The sequence below is a fragment of the Pseudomonas sp. RV120224-01b genome, assembly GCF_003208145.1.
Classification (GTDB): domain Bacteria; phylum Pseudomonadota; class Gammaproteobacteria; order Pseudomonadales; family Pseudomonadaceae; genus Aquipseudomonas; species Aquipseudomonas monteilii.
This window is the reverse complement of sequence record NZ_QKMQ01000036.1, coordinates 1-1,634: the sequence shown is the minus strand read 5'-3', so window position 1 is coordinate 1,634 and position 1,634 is coordinate 1. Positions and strand designations below refer to the sequence as shown.

1 protein-coding gene and 1 pseudogene are annotated in these 1,634 nt (G+C 59.8%); both read right to left on the bottom strand.

Annotation, left to right across the window (positions count from 1 at the left end; genetic code table 11):
• Positions 1-90: 90 nt before the first annotated feature.
• On the bottom strand, positions 91-1,014 hold the full coding sequence (locus N436_RS28330; RefSeq protein ID WP_110742493.1) for a hypothetical protein: 924 nt from the start codon (positions 1,012-1,014) through the stop codon (positions 91-93).
• A pseudogene (locus tag N436_RS28325) lies at positions 1,011-1,634 on the bottom strand (type VI secretion system tip protein VgrG); the annotation flags it as partial. The pseudogene N436_RS28325 and the gene N436_RS28330, both read right to left, overlap by 4 nt.

Here is a 1,634-nt window from a genome sequence, read left to right as displayed (position 1 = left end):
GGATCGGCAGACCTTGCCGTTCGCAGGCCATGCACTGGTCAGAAGGGAGCCCGGCTTCGGCTGTCGCAATGGCGATACGTTGACTGAGGGTCATAGGCGCCTCTCGTTTTTTGGAAGGGGATCAATCAGGCGACACCAGTGTTCCTCGGAATAGCGAGCGAGCATTGGGGCGAGAGGACGGTGATCGTTGACGGCCGCATCAACCATGTTGCGCACCGCAGCAACGGAATTCAGCCTGGGGTGGATGCACAGGTGATGCAGGGCAAAAACCGTGATGTCTTCCTCTGCGCTCAAGCCCAACGCTCGTGCATCGTCGATATGGTTGGAGACCCGCACGGCGGCAAACGGCGGTATCTGGCACTGGCTCGCGTCCTCCGAGGCCGCACGCAGCACTCTCCAGACAGCCAGCACGCGCTCGATCAACGCCACATCCTCCTGAATACGCTGGGCAGGCTCCGGCAAAGCATGCCGCTGCCCGCTCTGCCCTTTCAGGTGCGCCAACCTGCCACCGCTACTCAGGAACAACCAGTTGTTGATCGGCCACCATGGGCCATGCTCGACCTGCTTGAACGTCGCCGCGAGCAGCTCCAGGCGGACCGGCTCGTAGACCGGATAGAAGCTGAACGCCCGTTTGGCATCGGGTATTCGGCACATGGCCGTGAGATGGGCGGCTACGGTGGCCGAGTCTGCTTCACTGAACAGCCAGCCACTGAGGTAGCGCCGATGCTGGTGCAGCCCTCGGTACGCTGCACGCGCAGTCAGCGCCAGCAACTCACGGCTGGGCAACGTTCCGGGTGAAGAAATGCAAGCCAACACTGGATGCAGGTGGGGCGCATGGGCCAGATCGGCCCTGTGCACACGCGCCAATGCAGCCTCTCCCAACGCTTCGTGCAGGTGTGCAAGCAAGGCATGGTCACTCTTGCCAGCTATCGCGAGCGGGTCTACCAATACATGGCAATGCAGGTGCGCCGCGTGATGCCCTTCGATGCGGCTGATCAGGCTCTCGACATTCATGCCTTGACCTCGCACTTGCTGCTGGCGTCAGGCGTAAGCTCAAATGACGGGCTATCGCCATCCCCTTTCGCAACGGCCTTGGTCTGCCCTTTCAGGTCGAGCGCAAGGCCATTGATGGTAATGCCCTGCGCATCCAGCACGATGCTGCCGCCAGGGCTTCTCAATTCGATGCGCTCACTGGCCAGCAACTGAAATACTGTCGTGCGTTGTTGCACGCCCTGCCCGACGCTGATCGACTGAGCCCCTTTGACCACAAGCTCGCAGTTGCTCCCCGTGACAACGCGGTGATTGCCACCCGTTGACTCAGAGCGGTTGTTGGCCACGTTTTCGACCAGGTCACACTTGATATCCAACAGGCTGTTTTGCCCGATGACCTGGGTATGGTTGTATGCCGTTTCCTGACGGAAGTTGTTGCCAATGCTCAGTTGCTCATCATTGCCGACCTGCTCGACACGATTGCGCCCCACACGCGTGGTCTCATCATTGCCGACCACATTGTTCTGGTCCCGCTGGGCATGGATGAATACTTCCTCTTTGCCCAGTTCGTCCTCGAAACGCAGTTCGTTGTAACCATCACCTTTATGGGTCTGGCTCTTGATGGTCATGCGTGTCTTGTGTTC